Below are 20,321 nucleotides of genomic sequence, written 5' to 3' on the forward strand. Positions count from 1 at the left end.
GGCCATGATCGGGCTGATGGCCCGCCGACTCGCACCGGCTCCCGGCCGCCGTCCCTGGCAGCCAGCACGAGCTTCCTGAGCCCTTTCTCAACACGTTGTCAGTAGGCGCCGGACCTGCTGACCACGGCGCGCACGGTCTTGACCATGATCAGGGCGTCCATCGCCAGCGACCAGTTCTCGACGTAGCGCAGGTCCAGGCGGACCGACTCCTGCCACGACAGGTCCGACCGGCCGGAGATCTGCCACAGGCCGGTGAGTCCGGGCTTGACCAGCAGCCGGCGGCTGACCGAGGTGTCGTACCGGGCGACCTCGCCCGGCAGCGGCGGGCGCGGCCCCACCAGCGACATCGAGCCGCCGAGGACGTTGAACAGCTGCGGCAGCTCGTCCAGCGAGAACCGGCGCAGCCAGCGGCCCACCGGGGTGACCCGCGGGTCGACCCGCATCTTGAACAGCAGCCCGTCGGAGATGTTCTCCGCCTGGAGGGCCTCGACCTGCCGGTCGGCGTCGACGACCATGCTGCGGAACTTCAGCATCGTGAAGGCCTGCCCGTTCACGCCCACCCGCTCCTGGCGGTAGAGCACCGGCCCGGGGCTGGTCACCTTGACGGCGACGGCGATCGCGAGCAGGGCAGGAGCGAGCAGCACCAGTGCCAGGGCGGCGACGGCGCGGTCCAGTCCACCCTTGACCACCCGCTGCCAGCCCTCGAAGCGCGGTTGCTCCACCGACAGCAGGGGCAGGCCCTCGAACGGGCGGATGTGCAGCCGCGGGCCGGCGACCTCGACGAGGCCGGGCGCGACGAGCAGCTCGATGCCGGTGCCCTCCAGCTGCCAGGACAGCGAGCGCAGGTACTGCGAGGCGGTCTCGCTGGCGGAGGTGACGGCGATGGTGTCCGCGCCGAGGTGGCCGGCCAGCGTCAGGACGTCGTCCAGCCCGGCGACGGGGACGCCGGCGGTGCGGGCCACCCGCTCGCGGTCGTCAGGGGTGACGCAGGCGGCGACGACCTCCAACCCGGCGAACTGCTCACGGCGCAGCCGGTCGACCAGCTCGAGGGCGGCGGTGCCGCGTCCCACGACGACGACCCGCTTGGTGCAGCGGCCCTGCGCGCGCAGGCCGCGCAGCGTGCAGCGGGCGGCGAAGCGGCCGAGCAGGGTGCCCAGGGTCAGCGCGGGGACGGCGCCGACGACCAGGGCCCGGCTCAGGTCGAGGTCGGCGGCGTAGGAGGCGAACCCGGCGACGGCCAGCAGCACGAAGCCGGCCCGGCCGACGGCGCGGTACTCGTCGCTGCCGGTACCGAAGACCCGCTCGGCGTGGGCGCCGGTGGCGTGCAGCAGCGCCGGCCAGACGGCGACGAGACCGAGGCTCGCCCAGAACAGCGAGGTCGTCGGCGAGGCATCCGGGTGGGCGCCGAGGACCGTGCCGGCGGCCACCGCAGCGGCCACGACCTCGAAGGCGGTGAGGGCGCGCGAGTACCGGCCGGCCCAGGCGGCCCCGCCGCGCCGCAGCCGCGGACGGCGCAGGGTGGTCGGCGGTTCCGCGAGCGCACGGGACGCCGTCCCGAGTCGGACGGTGGAGTGGTCGAGCAGCACGGTTCCCCCCGGACACACGTGACAACGTGTAGTCGGTGTCACCCGTGCGAGGGCTAGAACTCGTCTGTCACCAGGGAGTCCACCTGGGCACGGCACCCGACATCGGAACGACCATCACAGGCAGTCACCGATGGGTCAATGCGCGGGGGACGTCTTCACCCGTTGGGGACGGTCACTCACCCACCCGGGGCGGCGGTCAGGTGCGGGGGTGGACGACGTTCTGCGCGGCGTCGAGGCCCCGCGCGAGGAGGTCCTCGGTCGCGTCGGCGGCCTCGGCGACCAGGAGGTCGAGCTCCTTGCGCTCGGCGGCGGAGAAGTCCTTGAGCACGAAGTCGGCCGGGTCCTGGCGGCCGGGCGGGCGGCCGATGCCGACGCGCACCCGTAGGTAGTCCCTGGTGCCGGTGGAGCGGGAGATGGACCGCAGTCCGTTGTGCCCGCCCTCGCCGCCGCCGCGCTTGAGCCGCACGCTGGCGAAGGGGATGTCGAGCTCGTCGTGCAGCACCACGAGGTCGGTGGGCGGGATGGAGTGGTAGTCCAGCAGGCCACGGACCGGGCTGCCGGACTCGTTCATGTACGAGGTGGGCCGGGCCAGCACGACGCGACGGCCGGCCAGCCGGCCCTCGCCGATCAGGGTCCGCGCCCGCTTGCCCTTGCCCGGGGACAGCTTCACCCCGGCGCGGGCGGCGAGCTCGTCGAGCACCATCGCGCCCACGTTGTGCCGGTTGCCGGCGTAGGAGGGGCCGGGGTTGCCCAGCCCGACGACGAGGAACGGGCCCTCGGACACGGCCGCAGGGGCGCCGGCATCGCCGGCGCCCCTGCGGGTCGAGCTCTCGGTCAGGACGCTCAGCCCTTCTCGGCGGACTCCATGGACTCGCCACTGCCCTGGTCCTGCGGCTCGGAGACGACGTCGCCCTCGCCGACACCCTCCTCGGCGGGCGCGGACTCCTCGCGCTCGATGCCGGCCTCGGCCTCGGCGGTGGCGAGCTCGGCCTCGAGGGCCTCGGCGGTGGGCGCACCCAGGAAGCCGATGACGAGCGCCTCGGCGTCGGTGACCAGCGTGGCGCCGGCGGGCAGCACGATGTCACCTGCGTTGATGCCCTGGCCGGCGGTCCGGCCCGTGATGTCGACCTCGATGGCCTCGGGGAGGTGGGTCGCCTCGGCCTCGATCGAGATGGTGTTGAGCTGGTGGTTCGGGATCGCGTCCACACCGGGCTCGCCCACCACGACGATCGGGACGTCCACGACGGTCTTCTCCCCGCGGCGCACGAGGAGCAGGTCGACGTGCTCGTGCCGGCGGGTCAGCGGGTCGCGCTGCACGGCCTTGGTGAGCGCCAGCTGCTCCCGGCCGTCGAGGACGATGGTGAGCAGGGCGTTGCTGCCGCCGTTGCGCAGGGCCGCGGCGAACTCGCGGGCCGGCAGCGACAGGTGCACGACGTCCTGGCCGTGCCCGTAGAGGACGGCGGGAACGCGGCCGGCCTGGCGGGTGCGGCGGGCGTTGCCCTTGCCGAACTCGGTGCGGGCCTCGGCGGCGAGGCGGAAGTCAGCCACGGTGGTGTGCTCCTCAGGAGGTGGATCCGGATCGGGTGGCCGGCACACGGCGCGGCACGCCCCTGGAGGGCACACGCACGTCGATCACGGAGTACGGACGGGCCGTCTCCCTCGCCGGGCAACCAGTCCAGGGTACCGCAGCGCTGACGGCTGCCCCCAAGGGATGAGGACGGGTGATGCACCAGCCGCCGGTCCCGCAGGATCGGGACACCGCTCCCGAATGGAAGACACATGAACCCAGCCACCGACCACGACACCGCTCACGCCGTGGCCACCTCGGCCGGCGACGTCCTGCTCGGCGTCCGAGCCGGCTCCTTCCCCGACACGTCCGCGCTGAAGGACGCGGGGGACGCCGAGTCACACCGGTTCCTGCTCGACCGGCTCGCCGAGCTGCGACCGGGCGACGCGGTCCTGTCCGAGGAGGGCACCGATGACACGCGGCGGCTGTCCGCGGACCGGGTCTGGATCGTCGACCCGCTGGACGGGACCCGGGAGTTCTCCGAGCCCGGCCGCGTCGACTGGGCCGTGCACGTGGCACTGTGGGAGCGCGGTGGGCTGACCGCCGGGGCCGTCGCGCTGCCCGCCGAGGGGCTCACGCTGAGCACCGTCGCGCCACCGGCGGTACCCGGCCGTGCCGAGGGTCCCCTGCGGCTGGCGGTCAGCCGCAGCCGCCCGCCCGCGCTGGTCCAGGACCTCGCCGCCACGTTCGGGGCCGAGTTGCTGCCCATGGGGTCGGCGGGGGTCAAGGCGATGGCCGTGGTCCGCGGCCTGGCGGACGCCTACGTGCACGGCGGCGGCCAGTACGAGTGGGACTCCGCGGCGCCGGTCGCCGTCGCCCGTGCCGCCGGGGTGCACACCAGCCGGTTGGACGGCTCGCCCCTGACCTACAACCAGGCCGACCCCTACCTGCCGGACCTGCTGATCTGCCGGCCCGAGCTGGCCGAGCGGCTGCTCGACGCACTGGCGCGGCTGGTGCCGGCGCGGACCGACGGGGGGATGCAGGCATGACGACGTCGCTCTACGAGCTGGGTCACCTCGACGCCCTGGAGGCCGAGGCCGTGCACGTCTTCCGGGAGGTCGCCGCGGAGTTCGAGCGCCCGGTGCTGCTCTTCTCCGGCGGCAAGGACTCGATCGTGATGCTGCACCTCGCCGAGAAGGCGTTCTGGCCGGGGCGCATCCCGTTCCCGGTCATGCACGTCGACACCGGGCACAACTTCCCCGAGGTGATCGGGTACCGCGACCGCCGGGTCGCTGAGACCGGTGTGCAGCTGATCGTCGCCTCGGTGCAGGAGTCGATCGACCAGGGACGGGTGCGCGAGCAGACGGGCCCGCGGGCCAGTCGCAACCCGCTGCAGACGGTGACCCTGCTCGACGCCATCGAGGAGCACGGCTTCGACGCCGCCTTCGGCGGCGCGCGCCGCGACGAGGAGAAGGCCCGCGCCAAGGAGCGGGTGTTCTCCTTCCGCGACGAGTTCGGCCAGTGGGACCCGAAGAACCAGCGCCCCGAGCTCTGGGCGCTGTACAACGGCCGGCGCCACCGCGGCGAGCACATCCGGGTCTTCCCGCTGTCGAACTGGACCGAGCTCGACATCTGGCAGTACATCGGCCGCGAGGGCATCGAGCTGCCGTCGATCTACTTCGCCCACCTCCGACGGCTCGTGCTGCGCGACGGCATGCTGCTGTGGCCCAACGAGCACGTGCCGCTGCTCGAGGGCGAGGAGACGTTCGAGGCCACGGTGCGCTACCGCACCGTCGGCGACGTCACCTGCACCGGTGCGGTGGAGTCCCCCGCCCGCACGGTCGACGACATCGTCGAGGAGGTCGCCGCCACCCGGATCACCGAGCGCGGCGCCACCCGCGCCGACGACCGGGCCAGTGAGGCCGCGATGGAGGACCGGAAGCGCGAGGGGTACTTCTGATGGAGATGCTGCGGTTCGCCACCGCCGGTTCGGTGGACGACGGCAAGAGCACGCTGATCGGCCGGCTGCTCCACGACACCAAGTCCATCTTCAGCGACCAGCTGGAGGCCGTGGAGCGCACCAGCGCTCAGCGCGGCAGCGAGTACGTCGACCTGGCGCTGCTCACCGACGGCCTGCGCGCCGAGCGGGAGCAGGGCATCACCATCGACGTCGCCTACCGCTACTTCGCGACCCCCAAGCGGAAGTTCATCGTCGCCGACACCCCCGGGCACATCCAGTACACCCGGAACATGGTCACCGGCGCCTCGACCGCCGACGTCGCGCTGATCCTCGTCGACGCGCGCAAGGGCCTGGTCGAGCAGAGCCGCCGGCACGCCTTCCTCGCGTCGCTGCTGCGGGTCCCGCACCTGGTGCTGTGCGTCAACAAGATGGACCTCGTCGACTACGACGAGGGGGTGTTCGACGCGATCGCCACCGAGTTCCGGCACTTCGCCGCCAAGCTCGACGTCGGCGACCTCACCGTCATCCCGGTGTCCGCGCTGACCGGCGACAACGTCGTCACCCGCTCGGCGAACACGCCCTGGTACGAGGGCAGCTCGCTGCTGCACCACCTGGAGGCGCTGCACATCGCCTCCGACCGCAACCTCATCGACGCGCGGTTCCCGGTGCAGTACGTCATCCGCCCGAAGACCTCGACCCACCACGACTACCGCGGCTACGCCGGGCAGGTCGCCGGCGGCGTGCTGAAGCCCGGGGACGACGTCGTCGTCCTGCCGTCGGGCCTGCCGTCACGGATCGCCGCCATCGAGACCAAGGACGGCCCGGTCGCCGAGGCGTTCCCGCCCATGTCGGTCACCGTCCGGCTCGAGGACGACATCGACATCTCCCGCGGCGACATGATCTGCCGACCCCACAACCAGCCCGCCGTCTCCCAGGACGTCGAGGCGATGGTGGCCTGGCTGCACGAGGAACCCATGCGCCCGGGCGGCAAGTACGCCATCAAGCACACCACCCGCACGGCGCGGGCCATGGTGAAGGACCTGCGCTACCGGCTGGACGTGAACACCCTGCACCGGGACGAAGACGCTCCGACGCTGGAGCTCAACGAGATCGGCCGGCTCCGGCTGCGGGTCACCGCCCCGCTGTTCACCGACCCCTACCGGGTCAACCGCACCACCGGCAGCTTCATCCTCGTCGACGAATCCACGAACGCGACCGTCGGCGCCGGGATGATCCTCTAGGACAGCACCGCGTCGAGCACCAGGCGGGCGCAGGCGTCGACGTCCTTGCCGCTGGTGTCGATGGTGAGCTCGGCGTCCGTGGGCAGCTCGTACGGGTCGCTGATCCCGGTGAACGCCGGGATCTCGCCGGCGCGCGCCTTGGCGTAGAGGCCCTTGCGGTCGCGTGCCTCGCACTCGGCCAGCGGGGTGGCCACGTGCACCAGCACGAAGCTGCCCCGCCCGGCCTGCGTCTCCACCTCGTGGCGCACGTCGGCGCGGACGCCGGCGTACGGCGCGATCGGCGCGCACACGGCGATCCCGCCGTGCTTGGCGATCTGCGCGGCGACCCAGCCGATCCGCCGCACGTTGGTGTCACGGTCGGCCTGGGAGAAGCCCAGTCCAGCCGACAGGTGGTGCCGGACCTCGTCGCCGTCGAGGAGGGTGACGCTGCGGCCGGCCTCCAGGAGCAGCTCCACGACCCGGGCGGCGATCGTCGACTTGCCCGCGCCCGAGAGCCCGGTGAAGAACAGGACCGCGCCACCGGTGCGGGCGGGTTCGGCATCGACGCGGCTGCCGAGCAGCGTCGCGCCGTAGGCCGCGGCCAGCGTCGACCAGCTCACCTCCGGCCGCGCCGCCGTCACCGGCACGGGCACGATCTCGACCTCGCGGCCGGTGGCGCGGACGCCGGCCCACGCGGCGGCGGCGGTGGAGATGGTCGCCGCGTCCGCGGGCGCTCCGGCCACGGGCAGCAGGGCGAGGACCTGCGCAGGCAGCCCCGCGACGTCGGCCGGAGGCTGCCCGACCCAGGCGGCGGGGTCGGCCCACCGGCACTCGGCGAGCCGCTGTGCCACAGCGGTCGGTGACTGCCAGCGGGGGACCTCCACCACCGCGGGGCCGCTCTCGGCCCGTCTGGCCACGAGCACGCCCTGCGCGTCCTCCCACTCCTCGGACTGCGGGAGGTCGGGCACCGTCGGGCTCAGGGCGAAGTGGTAGCGGGCGAGCGCGGCGACCTGGGCGTCGGTGAGTCTGGACCGAGCGGACACGACCGCCATCCTGACAGGGCGCCGGCCCGGGACGGCGCCGATCACGCGGAACCGGGGACCTCCGGTGGGCCGCTCACCCCCCGGGGTGAGGGCGCGTTGACCCGTCCCGGGGGCGGCGCGCAGGCTTCCGTCGTCGCCCAGCGTCCACGGCGACACCGAGCAGGGAGGCACGTCCCATGGTGGTGGGGTCGCGAGCCGGGCACGCGGCCACGGCCTACGTCCGGCGGACGTCGGCGCCGGGGATCGTCGTCGCCGCGCCCGGCCGCACGGCGGTCACCCTGCTGCTCGTCACCGAGTGGCTCGACGAGCTCAGCGTCCACCTGTCGTGGCCGGAGTGTGCCGCCGACGCCCACCGAGATCTCCGCGAGGCCCACCAGCTCGCCGACGCCAGCGGGAGGACGTGCCCCGTGGTCGCCTCGACGGTGCAACCGCTGGCCGGCCGCATGAACGAGGTCACCTTCTTCGACACCAGCGCGGTCGCGGGCCCACAGACACTGGCTCTGCGCCTGCGCTCTCGGCTCGCCGAGCCGGTCCTCCTGCCCTTCGGCGGCTGACCTCCCGCGAACGTGGCCCGGTGGGCCGACAGATCAACTCGCCCCGTCGAAGAGGCTCGTCACCGAGCCGTCCTCGAAGACCTCCTTGATCGCCCGGGCCAGCAGCGGGGCGATGGAGAGGACGGTGAGCTTGTCGAACTGGCGGGCCGGGTCGATGGGCAGCGTGTTGGTCACGATGACCTCGCTGACCCGGCTGTTCTTCAGCCGGTCGACCGCCGGGCCGGACAGGACGCCGTGGGTGGCGGCGACGATGACGTCGGCGGCGCCGGCGTCGAACAGCGTCTCGGCGGCCTTCACGATCGTGCCGCCCGTGTCGATCATGTCGTCGACCAGGACGCAGGCCCGGCCCTCCACCTCACCGACGACGCGGTTGGCGACGACCTCGTTGGGCCGCAGGGGGTCGCGGGTCTTGTGGATGAAGGCCAGCGGGACGCCGCCGAGCTTGTCGCTCCAGCGCTCGGAGACCCGCACCCGCCCGGAGTCCGGGGACACGACGGTGATGTCGCGGTCGCCCCAGCGCTCCTTGACGTGGTCGACCAGCAGGTCGAGGGCGAAGAGGTGGTCGACCGGGCCGTCGAAGAAGCCCTGGATCTGCGCGGTGTGCAGGTCGACGGTCATCAGCCGGTCGGCGCCGGCGGTCTTGAACATGTCGGCGACGAGGCGGGCGGAGATGGGCTCGCGGCCGCGGTGCTTCTTGTCCTGCCGGGCGTAGGGGAAGAACGGGACGACGACGGTGATCCGCTTGGCCGACGCGCGCTTGGCGGCGTCGACCATGAGCAGCTGCTCCATGAGCCAGGTGTTGATCGGTGCGGCGTGGCTCTGGACGATGAAGGCGTCCGAGCCGCGCACCGACTCCTCGAAGCGGACGAAGAGCTCACCGTTGGCGAACTCGTAGGCCGCGGTCGGGGTCGGCGTGACGCCGAGGTGCCCGGCGATCTCCTCGGTCAGCTCGGGGAAGGCCCGGCCGGAGAAGAGCATCAGGCTCTTGCTGGTGGTCTGCCGCATCGCGCTCATCGGCTCGTCTACCCCTGCTCGTCGCGTCGGTCGGGCGACCGGCGGGCCCTACTCGGACGCCTCCGCGCGAGTGTCGGCCGCCGCCTCGGCCCCTGCATGCCCGGCCGCCTCGGCGGCCTTCGCGGCGGCCGTCCCGGGACGGCGGCGCCGCACCCAGCCTGCCACATTGCGCTGGCGCGCCCGAGCGACGCCCATCGCCCCCGGGGGGACGTCGGTGGTGATCACCGAGCCGGCCGCGGTGTAGGCGCCGTCCCCCACGGTGACCGGCGCCACGAGCATCGTGTCCGAGCCGATGCGCACGTGGTCGCCGACCCGGGTGTGGTGCTTCTCCACGCCGTCGTAGTTGACGAACACCGTCGCCGCCCCCACGTTCGAGCCGCGCCCGATCGTGGCGTCGCCGACGTAGGACAGGTGCGGCACCTTGGAGTCCTCGCCGACCTGCACGTTCTTGGTCTCGACGAAGGCGCCGACCTTCGACCCGGCGGCCAGCCGGGTGCCCGGCCGCAGGTAGCTGAACGGGCCGACGGTGGCGCGGGGGCCGACGACCGCGCCGAGGACGTGCGAGCGGACCACGCTCGCGCCCTCCTCGACGGCGGTGTCGACGAGGGTGGTGTCCGGCCCGACGACGGCGCCGGTCGCGACCGACGTCGTCCCCCGGAGGTGGACGCCGGGCTCGAGCAGCGCGTCCGCCGCGACGGTGACGGTGACGTCGACCCAGGTGGTGGCCGGGTCGACGACGGTGACGCCGGCGCGCATCAGGTCGTCGAGCACGCGGTCGTTGAGGGTGCGGCGGCGGGCGGCGAGCTCGCGGCGGTCGTTGCAGCCCAGCACGTCGACCGGGTCCTCGGCGGGGGCGCCGCCGACCGGGGCGCCCTCGGCGACCAGCAGGCCGAGGACGTCGGTGAGGTACTGCTCGCCCTGGTCGTTGTCCTCGCCGAGCGAGCCCAGTGCCCGGCGCAGCGCGCTGACCTCGCCGACGTAGACGCCGGCGTTGACCTCGCGGATCTCCCGCTGCTCGGGGGTGGCGTCGCGCTGCTCGACGATGGCCCGCACCGCGCCGTCGGCGTCCCGCACGATCCGGCCCAGGCCGGTCGGGTCGTCGACCTCGGCGGTGAGCACGGTCAGCACGTTGCCCTGCGAGCGGTGTGCGTCGATCAGCGTCGTCACCGTCTCGGGCCGCAGCAGCGGGGCGTCGCCGTTGACCAGCAGCACCGGGCCCTCGATGTCGGGGACGGCGGCCAGCGCCACCGCCGCGGCGTGCCCGGACCCGCGCTGCTCCTCCTGCAGCACCGGCCGGGCGTCGGGGGCGACCTGCGCCAGGTGCTCCTCGACGGCCTCCCGGCCGGCGCCGACCACCACGAGGGTGTGCCGGGCGGCCAGCGGCGCGGTCGCGGCCAGCACGTGGCCGAGCATGCTGCGCCCGCCGAGGGCGTGCAGCACCTTGGGCGTCGACGACCTCATCCGGGTGCCCTGCCCGGCGGCGAGGACGACGACGGCGGCGATCCCGCCCTCGTGAGCGGCACCGGACGGCTGCGGAACGGACACGGATCTCCTCGGCCTCGACGTCGACGTCTGCTGGGGGACTCGGACTCGAACCGAGACTTCCCGGCTCCAAAGGCCGGCGGGCTGCCGATTACCCCATCCCCCATCGCGGGTGGCGCGGACGCCGGACCGGCGTCCGACGAGAGCCTAGGCGTCCGCCCCTCCGGGCACCGGGCTCCCGCGCCCGGGCCCGCCGGGCGGGGCTCCCTACGGTGACGTAGCTTACGGTCCCGTACCGGTACGGCGGCCTCGCCGGACCGCACGACGCGACCTGGAGGCCGCTTGTCCGCTCCTGCCAGCACCCGGCCCACGGCCCCGGTCCTCCGGCCGGCCGCCCCCGATGCCGGGCTCCCGGCGAACGCCTTCGGCAAGGAGAAGGGGGTGCTCGAGCAGGTCATCCTCTACGTGTTCGTGGTCGTGCCGTTCCTCGCCCTCGCCGCCGTCGTCCCGGCCGTGTGGGGGTGGGGTCTGTCCTGGCTCGACGTCGGCCTGGCCGTCGGCTTCTACTTCCTCACGCTGCTGGGCATCACCGTCGGCTACCACCGGTACTTCACCCACGGCTCGTTCAAGGCCGCGCGGCCGCTGCGCATCGCACTGGCCGTCGTGGGCTGCATGGCGATCCAGGGCCCGGTCGTGCAGTGGGTGGCCGACCACCGCCGTCACCACGCCTTCTCCGACCGCGAGGGCGACCCGCACTCGCCGTGGCGCTACGGCACCGACGCCCGCGCACTCCTCAAGGGCATGTGGCACGCGCACCTGGGCTGGCTGTTCGACCGCCGGCAGACCAGCGCCGAGCGCTACGCCCCCGACCTGCTCAAGGACGCCGGCCTGCGCTGCACGAGCCGGCTGTTCGTCGTGTGGGCGTTCCTCAGCCTGGCGCTGCCGGCCGTCATCGGCGGCCTGGTGACGGCGAGCTGGACCGGCGCCTGGACGGCGTTCTTCTGGGCCGGGCTGGTGCGGGTGGCGCTGCTGCACCACGTGACCTGGTCGATCAACTCGGTCTGCCACGTCGTCGGTGACCGGCCGTTCGTCTCGCGGGACCGCGCCACCAACTTCTGGCCGCTGGCGATCCTCAGCGCCGGGGAGTCCTGGCACAACCTGCACCACGCCGACCCGACCTGCGCCCGGCACGGCGTGCTGCGCGGGCAGATCGACATCAGCGCCCGGGTCATCTGGGTCTTCGAGAAACTCGGCTGGGCGCACGGGGTCAAGTGGCCCGACCCGGTCCGGCTGGCGGCCAAGCGCCGCACGCCGGCCGCGGCCGCGTCCTGAGCGACTCCGCCGGCCCTCCCCCGCGCGCGCGATCGGCGGCCGACCGGTCGCCCGCGCAGAGCACGATGGGCGCCATGACCAGCAGTGCGGCTCGGCCCCGGGTGCGGATGACCGGCGCCCAGCGGCGCCAGCAGCTGCTCGACGTCGGCCGGGAGGTCTTCGCCCAGCGCGGCTACGACGGCACCTCCATCGAGGAGCTGGCCGCACGCGCCGACGTCAGCAAGCCGGTGGTGTACGAGCACTTCGGCGGCAAGGAGGGGTTCTACACCGTCGTCGTCGACCGGGAGATGCAGCGGCTGCTGGACCGCTTCACCTCCGCGCTGGCTGCCGGCGGCTCGCCGCGCCGGCTGCTGGAGCGCGCGGCGCTCGTGCTGCTCGACTACATCGAGGAGGACACCGACGGCTTCCGGGTGCTCTCGCGCGACTCCCCCGTCGCCGGCCCGGCCGACGGCTACGCGTCGCTGATCGGCGAGGTGGCCCGCGAGGTCGAGCACATCCTCGGCGCGCAGTTCGGCGCCCGCGGCCAGGACCCGGCGCTGGCCGAGCTCTACAGCCAGGCGCTGGTCGGGATGGTCGCCCTGGTCGGCCAGTGGTGGCTGGAGCGCCGCTCGCCGAGCAAGGAGCAGGTCGCCGCGCACCTGGTCGACCTCGCCTACAACGGCCTGGCCCACCTGCAGCACTCGGCCGGGCTGCCCACGCCGCGAGGCTGAGGCTCAGCCGACCAGCCGCGCGCCCGGCACCGGTCCGTGCACCGCCCGCACGGTGCGGTAGACGCCCTCCCCGGCCAGCGCCGCGGTCAGCCGCACGGCCGAGTCCTCGTCCTCGGCGAGCGCGGCCACCGTCGGACCCGAGCCGCTGACCAGCGCCGCCGCGGCCCCGGCCGAGGTCGCCGCGCGCAGCGCCCGCCGCAGGTCCGGCCGCAGCGAGAGCGCGGGCGGCTGCAGGTCGTTGCCGAGCGCGGCGGCCAGCGCCGGGACCGGTCCGCTGCGCAGCGCCGCGATCACCGGGTCCGGCGAGGCGAGCTCCTCGCCGTCGGGCAGCCGACCGACCGCTCGCAGCCGGTCCAGCTCGGCGTAGACCGCCGGCGTGGGCAGCCCCTCGCCGGCGATGCCGAGCACCCAGTCCCAGCGGCGGCGGGCCAGCACCGGCGACAGCTGCTCCCCGCGGCCGGATCCGAGGGCCACCCCGCCGAGCAGGCTGAACGGGACGTCGCTGCCCAGGCGCGCGGCGAGCGCGGCCAGCTCGCCGCGGGTGGCGTGGGTGCCCCACAGCGCGTCGAGGGCGACGAGCGCCGCGGCAGCGTCCGCGCTGCCCCCGGCCAGCCCCGCCGCGGCCGGGATCGACTTGTCGATGGTGATGGCGGCGCCGGCGGGCACCCCGGCGCGCTCGGCCAGCAGCTCGGCGGCCCGCCAGACCAGGTTGCGGCGGTCGGTCGGGACGGCGTCGGCCCCGGTGCCCGTCGTCCCCTCGCCGGTGACGGCGAGGGAGAGCCCGTCAGCGGGCCGCACGGTCACCGTGTCGAACAGCGAGACGGCCAGGTAGACGGTGCGCAGCTCGTGGAAGCCGTCGGAGCGCAGCGGCCCGACCGCGAGGTGCACGTTGACCTTGGCCGGGGCACGGGCGACGACGGCGCCGTCCCCCGCCAGCCGGCCCGGCCCGCCGGGTGCGGACCAGCTCATGCCGGGGCCTCCGTGGCGGCCAGCCGGGCGAAGTCCTCGACCGACAGCTGCTCGCCTCGGGTGGTCGGGTCGATGCCGGCGGCGCGCAGCCGGGCCTCGGCGGCCGCCGGGCTGCCCGCCCAGCGGGCCAGCGCCGCGCGCAGCCCCTTGCGCCGGGTGGCGAAGGCGGCGTCGACGACGGCGAAGGTGGCCACGCGGTCCCCGGGTGGCGGCGGACGGCGGTCCAGGGCGACCAGGCCGGAGTCGACGTTGGGCTCGGGCCAGAAGACCCGCCGTCCGACGTTGCCGGCGCGCCGCACCTCGCCGTACCAGGCGGCCTTCACCGACGGCACGCCGTAGGCCGCCGAGCCGGGGGCCGCGGCGAGCCGCTCGGCGACCTCGGCCTGGACGAGGACGAGCGCGCGCCGCAACGTCGGCAGCAGTTCGAGCAGGTGCAGCAGGACGGGCACCGCCACGTTGTACGGCAGGTTGGCGACCAGCGCCGTCGGAGCGGGCCCGGGGACCTCGCGGATGCGCAGCGCGTCGGCCTCGACGACGGTGAGCCGGTCGGCCGGCTCCGGGGCGCGCTCGGCGACGGTGCGCGGCAGCAGCGCGGCCAGCCGGGGGTCGATCTCGACGGCGGTGACGTGCGCGGCGACGGGCAGCAGCCCGAGGGTCAGCGAGCCGAGCCCCGGGCCGACCTCGAGGACGACGTCCTCCGGGGTGAGCTCGGCGGTGCGCACGATCCGCCGGATGGTGTTGGCGTCGTGCAGGAAGTTCTGCCCGAGGGTCTTCGTCGGACGCAGCTCGAGCTGCTGGGCCAGGTCGCGGATGGCGGCCGGGCCCAGCAGCCCGTGGGTCTGCTCGGGTGGGGTGCTCAGCTCAGCGGGGTCCGATCAGGTGAAGAGGCGCGGGCCGCAGTGCGGCCACTGGCCGGCGCCGGAGCGCTGGTAGAGCAGCTGCGCACGGTAGGTCTGCTCGTCGGCCGAGGCGGCGGCCGGGTCGCCGCTGCCGCCGACAGCGTTCCACGTCGACTGCGAGAACTGGTACATGCCCCGGTACTTGCCGCTCCCACTCACCGCGTTCGGGCGACCGCCGGACTCGCAAGCCGCCAGGGCGGCCCAGTTCAGGCCGTCGGCGCTGGGCTTGTTGCCGGCCGAGACGGGGCGCTCCTTGGTACCGACGGTGACCAGCTCGTCGACCGGCTCGCGGGTCACCGTGGTGGCCAGCTGCTCGCGGCCGGTCTCGACGCCGTCGGTGACGGTGACCCGGTAGGTGGTCACCTGCTCGCCCTCGACGCCCTCCTGCGTGACCTTCTCGTCGCCCTCGAAGACGTTGGGGTCCTCGGTCTGGACGGTCCGGTAGTCGATGGGCGTGGGGACGGCGACCTCGCTGACCTGCACGCGGAAGACCTGCAGCCGCATCTGCGCCAGCAGCGCCTGGTCCGGGTACATGCTGGTGCGGTCGGTCGCGCCCAGCACGACGCCCTGCTCGGCGAGCAGGTCACCGGCGGTCGTCGCGGTGGTGGTGACGGCGCGCTCCTGGCCGTCGACGACGAGGGTGACGGACTTGGGCGTGGTGATCGACAGCTCCATGCCGTCGAGCGGGAGGCGCTCGCTGCGGCTGGCGGAGACGACCAGGTCCTCGGCGCGGTAGCCGAGCTGGGCCAGCGCCTCGTCGACCGACAGCGCGGTCACGTAGACCTCGCTCTGGACGCCGTCGACGGTGAGGGTGAGCGGGCGGGCGCGGTTGAGCACCACGGTGTCACCGTCGGCGACGGGCGAGGCGGCGTCCGGCAGGACGACGTCGTGCGACTGCGTCTGCAGCCCCTCCTCCTCGAGGACCTCACCGACGGTGCCGGCGTAGGTGCGGACCTCGTGCGCCTGCCCGTCGACGGTCAGCGTCACGGACTTCTGCGCGACGAAATAGGCCGCGGAGCCGCCCACGAGTCCCAGCAGGACGAGGGCGAAGAGGACGGACTTCAGCGATCGGGGCACGACTCTTCCAGGGCTCAGGAGACCCGGGTAGAGGCGCGCGCGGGCACCACGCCGGCTGGCGGGTACCGAGCGCGACCCGGCTCGGACGGCAGACGACCGGGAGGCGTTGCTCCCGGTCGTGGTGCCCTCCGGGACGGTCCCCACCCCGGCTGGTCACGACACGGTAACGGACACGATGCGTCTGACAACGGTGCGCGACGAGTGAACCAGCGGGGCGACGAGTCGACTCGGGGACGCGCCGACACGGTCCGTGACGGCCGCGCCGCGTGGGACGCGTGTGACGGATGCGCAGCGTGAGGTCGGCGAGGTGATCAAGGCCACGGTGTAGAGGGCGGGCACCCGGCCGCGATGCCACCGGGGGCCGCCCTGCGAGGCGGTGCGAGGAGCGGGGGTCGGAGGCTCCCCGACGAGTGGCCGGGCAGAGCTCAGCGCATCAGGGGACGGCACGTGGCCGCGGTGTCGGCCGGTAGGCCGACGGTGTCACCGCCCTGCGAGGCGGTGCGAGGAGCGGGGGCCGGAGGCTCCCCGACGAGTGGCCGAGCAGAGCTCAGCGCATCAGGGGACGGCACCTGGCCCCGGTGTCACCAGGAGCCGCTCCGCGAGGCGGTGCGAGGAGTGGGGGCCGAAGGCTCCCGCGATCGAGCGCCGGGCGCGGCTCAGCGCAGGTCGGGGACGGCCGTTGGCCGCGGTGTCGGCCGGAGGCCGACAGTGTCACCGCCCTGCGAGGCGGTGCGAGGAGTGGGGGCCGGAGGCTTCCCGACGAGTGGCGGGCAGGGCTCAGCGCAGCAGGGGGACGGCACCTGGCCGCGGTGCGGTCCGGAGGACCGCGATGTCATCGATCATGCAGTCAGCGCGCGGTCGTTGACCCGGACGGGCTTGAGCCAGGTGACCAGGAAGACGGCGAGCGCGACGCCCGCGGCCAGCCCGGCGAAGCCCCCCGCGACCAGTGCCACGGGCAGCAGGTCGAAGCCCTGGGTCACGCGGTCGCCGAGGTCGATGCCCGCCGCCAGCAGCAGCGCCCCGAGCGGCAGCAGCGCCAGCACGCTGACCGCCGCGGTGACCAGGTGCGCCGTCCAGGTGCGCAGCGCCTCGTCGACCGGCACGTCGGCGCCCTCGGCGGGTAGCGGGCGGAGCTGCGCCCGCAGCAGCGCCGCCTCGGCGAGCACCCAGGCCACCAGCGGGACGGCGACGGCGACCCAGCCGACGCTGTCGGGCAGCGCGCCGCCCCGCCACATGAGGACGGCGGCGGCCAGCTCGGCGACGACGACGGCGCGCATCGACCAGAGCAGCACCATCGAGATCAGCTCGGACTGGCGCGGCCGCCGGGGCGGGGAGCTGGCCCGCCAGCGCGGTCGCGGGCGGGTCGCCTCGGCGAGGACGACGCCCAGCAGCAGACCGAGGACGAGCGCCGGCAGCCAGAGGAACACCGACGCCTCGGCGAACAGCGCGATGCTGGCGCCGATGCCGAGCAGTCCGAGCAGGAAGCCCAGCCGGCGCACGCGGCGTCCGTGCTGGGCCTGACGGGCCAGGGTGGCGAGACCCTCGGGCGTGGGTGTGGTGAACCCGACCGCCGCGGCGGCGACGGCCCGGCGGCCGGCGGCCAGGGCCCACGCACGGGCCAGCAGGACACCGGGCACCAGCACGGCGATGAAGAGCACGACGGCGATGAGGCGGCCCACGGGGCCAGTGTCCCCCCGAACGGCGCCACGTGACGTGTCGCTGTCATGACACTGCGATCCCGGCTGCCGCCGCTACTCCTCCCAGCTGCCGAAGACGCGCTCGGCGGTGGCGGTGAGGTGGGCGCACAGCTCCTCGAGCTCGACGCCGGTGACCTCGGCCAGCGCGCGCACCGTGTGCGGCACGAGCCGGGAGGCGTTGGGCCGGCCGCGGAACGGCACCGGGGTGAGGAACGGCGAGTCCGTCTCGACCAACAGTTGCTCGACCGGCGTGAGCGCGGCGGCCTCCCGCAGGTAGCCGGCGTTGCCGAAGGTCAGCGTGCCGGCGAACGACAGCACGTGGCCCCGCTCGACGCAGGCGCGGGCGAAGGACGCGTCGCCGGAGAAGCAGTGGAAGACGGTGTGCTCGGGAGCGCCCTCGTCATCGAGCACCCGCAGGATCTCCTCGTGCGCGTCGCGGTCGTGGATGACCAGCGCGACCCCGCGCTCCTTGGCGATCCGGATGTGCGCCCGGAACGACGCCTCCTGCGCCGCCCACCCGTCGGGGCCGGTGCGGTACCGGTCGAGGCCGGTCTCCCCCACCGCCCGCACCCGGGGCAGCGCTGCGAGCCGGTCGATCTCGGCCAGCGCGTCGTCGCTCGCCACTCCCGCGCCCGCCTCGTTGGGGTGCAGGGCGACGGCGGCCAGCACGTTCGGGTGCCGCGCGGCGAGCTCGGCCGACCACTGCGACGACGGCACGTCGACACCCACCTGGACCAGGCGCGGGACGCCGACGGCAGCGGCCTCCGCGATCTCGGTGTCGACGTCCTCCGGTGCCGGCGGCTCGCCTCCCTCGGGGCGGAAGCCGTTCAGCACGATGTCGAGGTGGGTGTGGCTGTCGACCGCCGGTGCCGGCAACGGCTCGGGGGACGGCGGCTTCTCCCCTCTTCGGTTGGCGCGTGACGCGGCCGACCGACTCACTCCCCGCTCCCTGCGACGGCGATTTCCGCGGAAATCGCCCTCACTCCCCGCCCTCGAGCCGGGCCAGCTCGTCGGCGACGATCGACTCGTCGAGCTTCTTGAACACCGGAGTGGGCGGCGACAGCGGCGTCCCCGGCGGCAGCGGCCGGGAGGCCCACACCGCCTGCCCGTCGTCGTAGTCGCCGGTGATGATCGGGTACGGCGAGCCGTCGTCGAGGTCGGTGACCTCCTCGATGCGCGGCGCCGGCGACCACACGCCGGTGCCGCCGAGCAGCTCGTGCACCTTCTGCGCCGAGTGCGGGAGGAACGGGGTGAGCAGCGCGTTGCAGTCGCTGACCGCCTGCAGCGCGGTGTGCAGCACGGTGTCGCGGCGGACCGGGTCCTCCTTGAGCTTCCACGGCGCCTGGTCGGACAGGTACTTGTTCGCCTCGCCCACCACGCGCATCGCCTCGGCGGCCGCGGCCTTCTGCCGGTTGCGCGACAGCAGCTCCCCGACCGGCCCGAACGCGTCGGACGTGGCCGACAGCAGCGCCCGGTCAGCGTCGGTGAGCTCGCTCGGCGTCGGGACGGCGCCGACGTTCTTCGCCGCCATCGAGACCGTGCGGTTGACCAGGTTGCCCCAGCCGGCGACCAGCTCGTCGTTGTTGCGGCGCAGGAACTCCGCCCAGGTGAAGTCGGTGTCCTGGCTCTCCGGCCCGGCCGCGGCGATGAAGTAGCGCAGCGCGTCGGCGTCGTAGCGGGCCAGGAAGTCGCGCACGTAGATGACCACCTGGCGGGAGGAGGAGAACTTGCGCCCCTCCATCGTCAGGAACTCGCTGGAGACCACCTCGATCGGCAGGTTGAGCCGGCCCAGCGAGCCCGGCGTCCCGCCCTTGTCGCCCTCGCCGTCGTAGCCGAGCAGCTGGGCGGGCCAGATCTCGGCGTGGAAGACGATGTTGTCCTTGCCCATGAAGTAGTAGGCGGACGCGTCCGGCGTCTGCCACCACTGACGCCACGCGTCGCCGTCCCCGGACCGGCGGGCCCACTCGATCGAGGCCGACAGGTAGCCGACGACGGCGTCGAACCACACGTAGATGCGCTTGTCGGGGCGGTCGCGCCAGCCGTCGAGCGGCACCGGCACGCCCCAGTCGATGTCGCGGGTGTAGCTGCGCGGCTTGAGGTCGGTGAGCAGGTTCTTGGCGAAGTTGAGGACGTTGGGCCGCCACCCCCTGCGGCTGTCCAGCCAGTCGCCCAGGGAGCGGGTGAAGGCCGGCAGATCGAGGAAGTAGTGCTCCTCCTCGACGAACTTCGGCGTCTCGCCGTTGATCCGGCTCTTCGGGTTGATCAGGTCGACCGGGTCGAGCTGGTTGCCGCAGTTGTCGCACTGGTCGCCGCGGGCGCCGTCGTAGCCGCAGATCGGGCAGGTGCCCTCGATGTAGCGGTCGGGCAGGGTGCGGCCGGTCGACGGGCTGATCGCGCCGAGCGTCGTCTTCGGGAAGACGTACCCGTTCTTCAGCAGGCCGAGGAAGATCTCCTGGCTGATCGCCGCGTGGTTGCCCGTCGTCGTCCGGGTGAACAGGTCGTAGGACAGCCCGAGCGACTGCAGGTCGCCGACGATGATCCGGTTGTTGCGGTCGGCGATCTCCCGCGGGGTCACGCCCTCGGCGTCGGCGGCGACGGTGATCGGCGTCCCGTGCTCGTCGGTGCCGCTGACCATCAGCACCCGGTCGCCCACCATGCGGTGGTAGCGGCTGAAGACGTCCGAGGGGACGCCGAAGCCGGAGACGTGGCCGATGTGCCGCGGGCCGTTGGCGTAGGGCCAGGCCACGGCGGTCAGGATGTGCCGATCACTCACGGCACGAGCCTAGGCGGCGGCGTCCACCCGGTTCAGTGCTGGCTGGTACCGGCGGTCGTCGGGGCGTCGGGAGCCGCGGCGGGCGCCGGCGTGGTGAGCGCGACGGCGACCAGCGTCAGGCCGATGACGGCGAGGGTGGCCACCCGGGTCCGCGGGCCGGCGGCGGCCGGCTCGGGACGGCGGGCCGGCGTGCGCGGGCCCTCCGCGACCCACGCCACGACCGAGGGGGCGCCGGCGAGCAGCAGCTTGCCGACCGGCAGGCCGAGGACCAGCAGCGCCAGCGCCGGCAGCGGCAGGCCCACCGGCAGCGCGTCGAACAGCGGGGTGATCAGCGCGAGCGCCATGAGCGCCCCGACGAGCGCGACCTCGGCCGTGGCGACGCCGGTGTACACCCGCCGTCCCGCCCGGTCGAGCAGCAGCATCCCGCCGCCGGCGCACAGCACGACCCAGCCGGCGAGGAGCAGGAGCACGGCCGCCACCACCGGACCCGCCGGCCGC

General features: G+C 74.1%; 19 protein-coding genes and 1 tRNA gene. 6 read left to right on the forward strand and 14 right to left on the reverse strand.

The features are described 5' to 3' along the window. Window positions 1–98: 98 nt before the first annotated feature. The 3 genes from CNO22_RS17080 to CNO22_RS17090 form a co-directional block, all read right to left on the reverse strand. Window positions 99–1,604 carry a sugar transferase gene (locus CNO22_RS17080; RefSeq protein WP_232807112.1) on the reverse strand — a complete coding sequence of 502 codons (1,506 nt, stop codon included), beginning with the start codon at window positions 1,602–1,604 and terminating at the stop codon, window positions 99–101. A gap of 178 nt (window positions 1,605–1,782) precedes the next feature. Further along, complete coding sequence (gene pth / locus CNO22_RS17085; RefSeq protein WP_100500505.1) at window positions 1,783–2,370, reverse strand: aminoacyl-tRNA hydrolase; 588 nt, start codon at window positions 2,368–2,370, stop codon at window positions 1,783–1,785. A 59-nt stretch (window positions 2,371–2,429) separates the two neighbouring features. Further along, on the reverse strand, window positions 2,430–3,134 hold the full coding sequence (locus tag CNO22_RS17090) for a 50S ribosomal protein L25/general stress protein Ctc (RefSeq protein WP_100500506.1): 705 nt from the start codon (window positions 3,132–3,134) through the stop codon (window positions 2,430–2,432). Between the two features lie 231 nt (window positions 3,135–3,365). Between CNO22_RS17090 and CNO22_RS17095 the strand changes: the two genes are divergently transcribed. From CNO22_RS17095 to CNO22_RS17105, 3 genes are read left to right on the forward strand one after another with little or no spacing between them, the layout of a single operon-like run. Beyond that, window positions 3,366–4,142: a 3'(2'),5'-bisphosphate nucleotidase CysQ gene (locus CNO22_RS17095; RefSeq protein WP_100500507.1), complete on the forward strand. Its 777-nt coding sequence runs from the start codon at window positions 3,366–3,368 to the stop codon at window positions 4,140–4,142. Further along, on the forward strand, window positions 4,139–5,053 hold the full coding sequence (cysD, locus tag CNO22_RS17100; protein ID WP_100500508.1) for a sulfate adenylyltransferase subunit CysD: 915 nt from the start codon (window positions 4,139–4,141) through the stop codon (window positions 5,051–5,053). The genes CNO22_RS17095 and cysD overlap by 4 nt, the downstream gene beginning before the upstream one ends. Continuing rightward, window positions 5,053–6,294, forward strand: coding sequence for a sulfate adenylyltransferase subunit 1 (locus CNO22_RS17105; protein ID WP_100500509.1), 1,242 nt, complete (start codon window positions 5,053–5,055; stop codon window positions 6,292–6,294). Before cysD ends, CNO22_RS17105 begins: the two co-directional genes overlap by 1 nt. Here the strand turns inward: CNO22_RS17105 and cysC are convergent. Then, window positions 6,291–7,316, reverse strand: coding sequence for an adenylyl-sulfate kinase (cysC, locus tag CNO22_RS17110; protein ID WP_232807113.1), 1,026 nt, complete (start codon window positions 7,314–7,316; stop codon window positions 6,291–6,293). The two genes, CNO22_RS17105 and cysC, sit on opposite strands and share 4 nt — an antisense overlap. Before the next feature lie 176 nt (window positions 7,317–7,492). On the opposite strand from cysC, the gene CNO22_RS17115 reads away from it, so the two are divergent. Next, complete coding sequence (locus CNO22_RS17115; RefSeq protein ID WP_100500510.1) at window positions 7,493–7,870, forward strand: hypothetical protein; 378 nt, start codon at window positions 7,493–7,495, stop codon at window positions 7,868–7,870. Window positions 7,871–7,903: 33 nt separating this feature from the next. On the opposite strand, the gene CNO22_RS17120 is transcribed toward CNO22_RS17115, so the two are convergent. The 3 genes from CNO22_RS17120 to CNO22_RS17130 all read right to left on the reverse strand — a co-directional run bounded on the left by CNO22_RS17120 (window position 7,904) and on the right by CNO22_RS17130 (window position 10,532). Then, window positions 7,904–8,884, reverse strand: a complete 981-nt coding sequence (locus CNO22_RS17120) for a ribose-phosphate diphosphokinase (protein WP_100500511.1) — start codon at window positions 8,882–8,884, stop codon at window positions 7,904–7,906. 48 nt (window positions 8,885–8,932) lie between these two features. Next, the gene (gene glmU / locus CNO22_RS17125; protein ID WP_100500512.1) at window positions 8,933–10,429 is read right to left on the reverse strand and encodes a bifunctional UDP-N-acetylglucosamine diphosphorylase/glucosamine-1-phosphate N-acetyltransferase GlmU; all 1,497 of its coding nucleotides are present in this window, start codon (window positions 10,427–10,429) and stop codon (window positions 8,933–8,935) included. Between the two features lie 30 nt (window positions 10,430–10,459). Further along, a tRNA-Gln gene (locus CNO22_RS17130) sits at window positions 10,460–10,532 on the reverse strand. A gap of 176 nt (window positions 10,533–10,708) precedes the next feature. On the opposite strand from CNO22_RS17130, the gene CNO22_RS17135 reads away from it, so the two are divergent. Further along, entirely contained in the window at window positions 10,709–11,698 is a 990-nt protein-coding gene (locus CNO22_RS17135; RefSeq protein WP_100500513.1) for an acyl-CoA desaturase, read from the forward strand. 74 nt (window positions 11,699–11,772) lie between these two features. Further along, window positions 11,773–12,408, forward strand: coding sequence for a TetR/AcrR family transcriptional regulator (locus CNO22_RS17140; RefSeq protein ID WP_100500523.1), 636 nt, complete (start codon window positions 11,773–11,775; stop codon window positions 12,406–12,408). Window positions 12,409–12,411: 3 nt separating this feature from the next. Here CNO22_RS17140 and CNO22_RS17145 read toward each other — a convergent pair whose 3' ends face one another. The 7 genes from CNO22_RS17145 to CNO22_RS17175 all read right to left on the reverse strand — a co-directional run. After that, window positions 12,412–13,377, reverse strand: coding sequence for a 4-(cytidine 5'-diphospho)-2-C-methyl-D-erythritol kinase (locus CNO22_RS17145; RefSeq protein WP_100500514.1), 966 nt, complete (start codon window positions 13,375–13,377; stop codon window positions 12,412–12,414). Beyond that, window positions 13,374–14,099 (reverse strand): 16S rRNA (adenine(1518)-N(6)/adenine(1519)-N(6))-dimethyltransferase RsmA, encoded by a 726-nt coding sequence (gene rsmA / locus CNO22_RS17150; protein ID WP_232807114.1) that lies wholly within the window; start codon window positions 14,097–14,099, stop codon window positions 13,374–13,376. Before rsmA ends, CNO22_RS17145 begins: the two co-directional genes overlap by 4 nt. A gap of 153 nt (window positions 14,100–14,252) precedes the next feature. Continuing rightward, window positions 14,253–15,353, reverse strand: a complete 1,101-nt coding sequence (locus CNO22_RS17155) for a resuscitation-promoting factor (protein WP_100500516.1) — start codon at window positions 15,351–15,353, stop codon at window positions 14,253–14,255. Between the two features lie 839 nt (window positions 15,354–16,192). Further along, on the reverse strand, window positions 16,193–17,032 hold the full coding sequence (locus CNO22_RS17160; protein ID WP_100500517.1) for a hypothetical protein: 840 nt from the start codon (window positions 17,030–17,032) through the stop codon (window positions 16,193–16,195). A gap of 72 nt (window positions 17,033–17,104) precedes the next feature. Further along, window positions 17,105–17,926, reverse strand: coding sequence for a TatD family hydrolase (locus CNO22_RS17165; protein WP_232807115.1), 822 nt, complete (start codon window positions 17,924–17,926; stop codon window positions 17,105–17,107). A 103-nt stretch (window positions 17,927–18,029) separates the two neighbouring features. Next, the gene (gene metG, locus CNO22_RS17170; RefSeq protein WP_100500519.1) at window positions 18,030–19,823 is read right to left on the reverse strand and encodes a methionine--tRNA ligase; all 1,794 of its coding nucleotides are present in this window, start codon (window positions 19,821–19,823) and stop codon (window positions 18,030–18,032) included. Window positions 19,824–19,855: 32 nt separating this feature from the next. Next, window positions 19,856–20,321, reverse strand: a 466-nt coding sequence (locus CNO22_RS17175; protein ID WP_232807116.1) for a hypothetical protein, incomplete at its 5' end; no start/stop codon positions are given.

This window comes from Geodermatophilus chilensis, from assembly GCF_002802985.1.
Classification (GTDB): Bacteria; Actinomycetota; Actinomycetes; order Mycobacteriales; family Geodermatophilaceae; genus Geodermatophilus; species Geodermatophilus chilensis.

Bases quoted from the DNA above. Each gene is read 5' to 3' on its own strand.
- CNO22_RS17105 (WP_100500509.1), top strand. From the start codon at position 5,053: ATGGAGATGCTGCGGTTCGCCACCGCCGGTTCGGTGGACGACGGCAAG.
- CNO22_RS17145 (WP_100500514.1), bottom strand. From the start codon at position 13,377: ATGAGCTGGTCCGCACCCGGCGGGCCGGGCCGGCTGGCGGGGGACGGC.
- CNO22_RS17115 (WP_100500510.1), top strand. From the start codon at position 7,493: ATGGTGGTGGGGTCGCGAGCCGGGCACGCGGCCACGGCCTACGTCCGG.
- CNO22_RS17120 (WP_100500511.1), bottom strand. From the start codon at position 8,884: ATGAGCGCGATGCGGCAGACCACCAGCAAGAGCCTGATGCTCTTCTCC.
- CNO22_RS17095 (WP_100500507.1), top strand. From the start codon at position 3,366: ATGAACCCAGCCACCGACCACGACACCGCTCACGCCGTGGCCACCTCG.
- CNO22_RS17140 (WP_100500523.1), top strand. From the start codon at position 11,773: ATGACCAGCAGTGCGGCTCGGCCCCGGGTGCGGATGACCGGCGCCCAG.
- cysD (WP_100500508.1), top strand. From the start codon at position 4,139: ATGACGACGTCGCTCTACGAGCTGGGTCACCTCGACGCCCTGGAGGCC.